This window comes from Gilliamella sp. App2-1 (assembly GCF_001690255.1).
GTDB classification, from domain to species: Bacteria; Pseudomonadota; Gammaproteobacteria; order Enterobacterales; family Orbaceae; genus Gilliamella; species Gilliamella apicola_G.
Genome location: NZ_LZGR01000030.1, coordinates 1 through 6,650, shown reverse-complemented (window position 1 = coordinate 6,650; position 6,650 = coordinate 1). Strand labels below are relative to the sequence as shown.

The following is a 6,650-nucleotide window of genomic DNA, read 5'->3' as shown; positions in this document are numbered from 1 at the left end:
ACCAGTAGAATAGAAAGGCAAAGACACACGCCGTGCGAAAATAGATTTTCTTTTTTTATCATCATATTAACTGTATTAATAATATCAATTTTTGGATTGAAAGATTATAGATTCATTCAAATTTTTAGCAATATTTTTTATTTAATCGAATGAATAATCAAATATCTTAATTTGCGTATTAATAAATGTTAATTTAATAGAAGTATCATTGGACAAGGTTATGTTTATTTTAGTGATAAACTTGTTTAAGGGATGGATAACGACGATGAGAAAGCAAAGAAGTTCCTTTATTGGGTGGTTTGCTATCTTGGACTAATGCTCGAATTTCAGCTGGAACAGCTGATCGCCCATAATTATTGAAGGATTAACCTATTTTCATTTAACTATTGAATATTCAATAATTGATTTTTTAATAAAAACGTGGTTAATCCTTTTTATTTTATTAAATATCTTATATAACTAATATTTTATCTTGATGCGCGTTCTAAAATAACTTCAACTGCTTGTTTTTGGATGTAGATCATCCTAGCTATTAATAGTAATGCCGCAACGGCAAGTCCTAATATGATGCCTATCCAAAATCCAGCCGCGCCAATTGGCTCTATGATTAGGTCAGTTAATCCTAGAATATAGCCAACAGGTAATCCGACTACCCAATAAGAAAGTAGCGTGATAAAAAAGATGCTTTGGGTATCTTTGTAACCTCGTAGTACATTACTTGCCACAACTTGTAAATAATCTGATGCTTGATAAATCGCCAGTAATATAATGAGCTGCATACAAATAGCCATAACGGCTGTTTCTTTGGTAAATAGCGCTACAATCGGTGCTTTAAAAATAACTAAAATTAGCGCAACAATTATCGCCATGCTAAGTGATATGGCTAAACTAATATAAGCAGTTTGTTTGGCTAAAGCTGGTTTTTTTTTGCCCAGCAAATAACCAACTCGAATACTGGTTGCAACACCAAGAGATAATGGAATAGCAAAGGTTAAACTACTGATGGTAAATATAATTTGATGTGCAGCAACGGTTATTTGACCTAAAGGGGCAATTAATAATGCAATCACAGCAAATAGGCTCATTTCAAAAAAGTAAGCCAGTGCAAGTGGGGTGCCAAGCATGACAATTTTTTTGATTATACCAAAATCAACTAGTCTGGTGATTGGTGTTTGACGAATATCGCGTTGGCTTGCGCTAGTGAGTGTATATAAGCGTATTAATATAAACATGAGCCAAAAGATGATTGTCGCTGTAATGCCACAGCCTACTCCTCCAAAAGCCGGTAAACCTAATTTTCCATAGATTAAAACGTAGTTAATTGGAATGTTGGCAAGTAGGGCAATAAATATGATCACCATTGCTGGTTTGGTGTTTGATAGACCTTCACATTGATTTCGATAGACCAAAAAGAGTAAGAAAGCAGGTACACCCCACATTATAGCGCGTAAAAATGAAACAGCCACGTTAACCATTTCAGGATCGATAGGGTGATCAGCTGAGCTTCTTAAATTAATTATTTTGTCGGAATGATATAGAAACAACATCATTAATATTGATAATATGAGCGCTATTACTACACCTTGACGAGTCTGATTAGCAACTTGATCACGTTTAGCAGCACCATTTAAGTTTGATATAATTGGCGTTAACACCGTTAACAAACCTTGCCCAAATAAAATCGTGGGTAACCAGATTGACACTGCAATAGCGACACCAGATAGAGCTGTTTTACTATAATTCCCAGCCATAATGGTATCGACAAACGTGATTGCTGTTTGTGATACTTGAGCAACGAGTACAGGAACTGCTAATTTAACGAGATTTTTTATTTCGTGTTTATAATGTTGTTTCATGGTTTTATTACCGTTTAACCGTTCCCCATAAGTCATATTCATCAGAATGTTCAATGTTCACTTGAACTATATCGCCAACGTGGACTTGATTTTCTTCGTTTAAATAAACAACGCCATCAATTTCAGGTGCATCAGCCATGCTGCGACCTATTGCGCCTTCTTCATCAACTTCATCAATAATAACAGATAGTGTTTTGCCTATTTTGGCTTGTAATTTTTGCGTTGAGATTGTTTGCTGTAATTGCATAAAACGATCAAAACGTTCTTGTTTGATTGTTTCTGGAATTTGGTTTGCCAGTTCATTCGCAACAGCACCTTCTACTGGGCTGTATGGGAAACAGCCAACTCGATCTAATTGTGCTTGTGACAAAAATTCAAGTAGTAGTTCAAAATCCTGATCGGTTTCGCCAGGATATCCAACTATAAACGTTGAACGTAATGTAATATCTGGGCAGATTTCGCGCCACTTATGAATACGTTCTAAGGTTCTTTCAATAGATCCGGGGCGTTTCATTGATTTTAAAATAGCCGGGCTTGCGTGTTGTAATGGCACATCTAAATAAGGCAAAATTTTACCATCGGCCATTAATGGAATTAGATTATCAACACTTGGATAAGGATACATATAATGCAATCTGACCCAAATTCCTAAATTTGCTAGTTGTTCACATAGTGTTTGGATATCCGTTTTTAATGGAATTCCATTCCAAAAGTTGGTACGATTTTTTATGTCAATGCCATAGGCCGAAGTATCTTGAGCAATGACTAATAGTTCTTTAACTCCACTATCAGCTAGACGTTTAGCTTCATCTAAAACATTGCCAATTGGTCGGCTAACCATGTCTCCACGCAAAGAGGGAATAATACAGAATGTACAACGGTGATTGCAGCCCTCTGAAATTTTAAGATAAGCATAATGCTTGGGTGTTAATTTAACGCCTTGTTGTGGAATTAAACTAGTATAAGGATCATATGCTGGTTTAGGTGCATATTTATTAACATGACTAAGGACTGCTTCATAACTATGTGGACCTGATATTTCAAGCACTTTGGGGTGTACCGTTCTAATTTGATCTTCTTTGGCTCCAAGGCAGCCAGTGACAATGACTTTACCGTTTTCGTTTAGTGCTTCGCCGATTGCTTCAAGTGATTCTTGCACTGCACTGTCAATAAATCCACATGTGTTAACAATGACCAGATCAGCGTTGTCATAACTCGGTACCACTTGATAACCTTGTGTGCGTAGTTCAGTTAAAATTCGTTCAGAGTCAACTAAGTTTTTAGGACAGCCAAGGCTTACAAATCCAATTGTAGGGGGTGACATATTCATAGTATTTATAATAGTGTTTTATATTTAAAGAGGTATTGTTTGAGAATTAATAAACTATATTTGTTAATTATCATTTACAATCAAAATGAGCTCGGTATTTTATCACATTTCATTATCGTTGATACACCGATTTTCTAATTTGAAATTTATATTAACTGTACTTTGGCTTATCTATTCGATACTCGTAATGACGCGGAAAGTAGCCAGTTTGTTTAAATAACAGCGATTACTTATTGGGTGTTATTTGACTATCAATATAAAATAAAGCCTTTATTGGCAATAAAGGCTTTTAAAGAACAGGAAGTTAAACTTATTAATTAAACGGCATTATTTTAATGCATTAATGACTTCGTCAATTTGACGATTTATGCTTTTTGCACCTCCACCAGATAAATACCATAGATCAGGCGTTAAATAAACAACATGTGTTTTATTTTTGTTTAGTACTTGCTGAGAAAAATAGTGGTCAGCCATACCTTGATTGCCGATTGCTTTGCTACGGTCGATAACAAAGATAATATCAGGTTTTACCGATTTAATGTAATTATCATCAACAAAAATTGGTGTTGGCTTGCCTATTGCGTTATGCGCAGGCATAACGGTGAGGGGTACCGCTCGTTTAACGTTTAGTACGTCATGAATTAGTACCGCACTTGAGCTTGAATTGATAAGAATCATCTTTCCATCATTATGAATAGCAACGATAGCCTTTTTAGCACTGGCTTTGGCTATAGCTTGGGCATCTTGAATTGTTTTATCTAATGACTGAAGAATATTATCTGCTTTGCTTTCAGTGCCTGTAATATTTGCCAGTACTTGGATATGATTTTTGGTTGATTCTATGTAATTTTTGTTATCAACACTTAAATTAATAACAGGGGCAATTTTGGATAAATCATCAGCTTTACTTGCTTGGCGTCCATCAATAACGATCAAATCAGGTTTAACTTGCTTGATCGTTTCAATGTTGGGTTCTTTCATATTGCCCGTATCGGTAATCGATGCGTTATTATATTGTTGCAAATATGATGGGATCACTGACAGTGGGGCGGCGGCAACTATTGAACCTTTACCTAATGCATCTAACGTATCTAATGCACCATAGTTCATTACCACTACTTTTTTAGGATCTTTAGGAACGATCACCGTTTGGTTATCAGCAGTAATGCTCATTGTTTGTGATGATTGGCAGCCGGTTAAACTTAATGCCATCACTACAATACTACTCAAAAGTAACTTTTTTTTCTTGTTCATTTCTAATATCTCTCATTAATATAAATGATAATAATTATCATTCAATAAGGTGGAATTGTCTAGATCTAAATAATTTTTTATAAAGATATTGATAATCATTCTCATATAGTGTAGTGTTCTATGGTATATGAAACTATAAATATCATTATAAATAATGGAGTTATAATAAATGAACGTAAAAAAGAAGTTTAAATTGGCAAAACATGTCATCAATACGGGCATTTTGTTGTCATTATCAAGTAATGCGATAGCTGCTAGCAATTCAGATACTGACACTATGGTTGTTACTGCATCGGGGTTTTCTCAGCAAGTTAAGGAAGCGCCAGCAACTATTTCGGTTATTACACCTAAAGAGATCGAAAATAAACCTTATCGCGATGTTACTGACGCACTAAAAGATATTCCTGGTGTAAATATCACAGGGGGTGGTGATTCCACTGATATTAGTATTCGCGGGATGGATGCTAAATATACGTTAATATTAGTAGATGGTAAAAAAATTAGCACGCGTGAAACTAGACCAAACAGTGATAATTCCGGATTTGAGCAAGGTTGGTTACCACCATTAACAGCAATTGAACGTATTGAAGTTGTGCGCGGTCCTATGTCGTCATTGTATGGTTCTGATGCAATGGGGGGCGTTATTAATATTATTACCAAAAAAGTGTCAAATAAATGGCAAAGTGGTTTGCGTCTAGAATCGGTTATTCCTTATCGTTCAAAAGAAAAAGATACCTACACGGGCAGCTTTTCAACCATAGGACCAATTATTGATGATGTTTTAGGTATTCAACTGTATGGACAGTATTCAAAACGTCATGAAGATGAATTTCTTAGTGGTCATGCTGGGCAAAAATTACGCAGTTTAAATGGTAAATTATCGCTAAATGCCACAGAGACGCAAAAATTTGATCTGGATTTTGGACGAGCTTTACAAAATAGTAACGCAACGGCTGGCAAAACAAGAGATAAATCTAGAACTAACTTTAATCGTGATAACCAGCGCAATACATTTGCTTTAACGCATAATGGCTTATTTGGTGATGTGTCAACGACCTCATTTTTCGCTTATGAAGGAAATAACAATCCTGAAAGAAAAATGAAGATTCGAAATACGGATGTAGATACACGTGTTACTATTCCTTTTAGTATTAATATGCTGACTTTAGGTGGAAAATATAATTATCAAGAGCTACACGATAAAGGAAATCAATTAAAAACCACATTATCTAAAATTGATCGTTGGAATTATGCGCTATTTGGTGAAGATGAATTACGTATTTTAGAAAATTGGAGTTTAACGTTAGGATTACGTTACAACAAAGACGAAAATTATGGTAGCAACTGGAACCCTAGGGTTTACAGTGTTTGGAATATTGATGATAACTTTACCTTAAAAGGTGGTTATTCAACGGGTTATGCGACTCCACAATTACGTTATGTTGTAACGGATTGGGGGCAAGTCACTGGAGGCGGATATTCCGATGGGGTAATCATTGGAAATCCAAATTTAAAACCAGAAAAATCAAATAATTTTGAAATTGGCATAGGCTATACCAATGATTATGGTATCGATGCTTCGGCAACCGCATTTTACACAAAATATAAAGATAAAATTCAATCCTATTATATTTGTGATCGTAAAAGTGGCAGCAAATGTTTGTTGAGCGGTTATAGTAAAAAGTTTGACTTTATACAAGGTCGTGAAAATGTAGGTAAAGCTGATCTTAAAGGCCTTGAGCTCTCATTTAAAACACCTTTATTTACTAATTTCTTATTAAGTTCTAACTATTCTTGGACAAAAACAGAACAAAAAAGTGGCCAATATAAAGGACGAGCTTTAAATCGAACGCCTAAACAAAAATTCAATACTCAACTCGATTGGTATGCTACACAGCAATGGGACTTATGGGCTAAATTGGCCTATTATGGCATGGAATCATCGAATAATCGTAATGGTACAAAAGTTGACTATCCAGGCTATACTTTCTGGGATATAGGGGCATCTTATCAAGTACATAAACAAGCTAAGGTTTATGCTGGTGTTTATAACTTATTTGATAAAGATGTCAGTAACGAAGATTTTGGTAAAACATTAGAAGGTAGACGCTATTTTGTCGGTACCGAAATTAATTTCTAATTAACCAATATGTTAGTTTGGTTTATTATTCTAAGGCAGCTTTAATTTAGCTGCCTTTTTTATAAATAAT

4 protein-coding genes are annotated in these 6,650 nt (G+C 35.0%); 1 reads left to right on the top strand and 3 read right to left on the bottom strand.

The annotated features are described in order from the left end of the window. Window positions 1–467: 467 nt before the first annotated feature. The 3 genes from A9G22_RS04110 to A9G22_RS04100 all read right to left on the bottom strand — a co-directional run bounded on the left by A9G22_RS04110 (window position 468) and on the right by A9G22_RS04100 (window position 4,440). Window positions 468–1,898, bottom strand: coding sequence for an MATE family efflux transporter (locus A9G22_RS04110; protein ID WP_218058739.1), 1,431 nt, complete (start codon window positions 1,896–1,898; stop codon window positions 468–470). After that, window positions 1,864–3,180 carry a 30S ribosomal protein S12 methylthiotransferase RimO gene (rimO, locus tag A9G22_RS04105; RefSeq protein WP_075508405.1) on the bottom strand — a complete coding sequence of 439 codons (1,317 nt, stop codon included), beginning with the start codon at window positions 3,178–3,180 and terminating at the stop codon, window positions 1,864–1,866. Before rimO ends, A9G22_RS04110 begins: the two co-directional genes overlap by 35 nt. A 333-nt stretch (window positions 3,181–3,513) precedes the next feature. Beyond that, on the bottom strand, window positions 3,514–4,440 hold the full coding sequence (locus tag A9G22_RS04100; protein ID WP_075508404.1) for a siderophore ABC transporter substrate-binding protein: 927 nt from the start codon (window positions 4,438–4,440) through the stop codon (window positions 3,514–3,516). A 169-nt stretch (window positions 4,441–4,609) separates the two neighbouring features. Between A9G22_RS04100 and A9G22_RS04095 the strand changes: the two genes are divergently transcribed. Continuing rightward, the gene (locus A9G22_RS04095) at window positions 4,610–6,580 is read left to right on the top strand and encodes a TonB-dependent receptor domain-containing protein (RefSeq protein ID WP_075508403.1); all 1,971 of its coding nucleotides are present in this window, start codon (window positions 4,610–4,612) and stop codon (window positions 6,578–6,580) included. The last annotated feature ends 70 nt before the right edge of the window (window positions 6,581–6,650 follow it).

Coding starts and splice junctions, on each gene's coding strand:
- A9G22_RS04095 (WP_075508403.1), top strand. CDS start 4,610: ATGAACGTAAAAAAGAAGTTTAAATTGGCAAAACATGTCATCAATACG.
- A9G22_RS04110 (WP_218058739.1), bottom strand. CDS start 1,898: ATGAATATGACTTATGGGGAACGGTTAAACGGTAATAAAACCATGAAA.
- rimO (WP_075508405.1), bottom strand. CDS start 3,180: ATGTCACCCCCTACAATTGGATTTGTAAGCCTTGGCTGTCCTAAAAAC.
- A9G22_RS04100 (WP_075508404.1), bottom strand. CDS start 4,440: ATGAACAAGAAAAAAAAGTTACTTTTGAGTAGTATTGTAGTGATGGCA.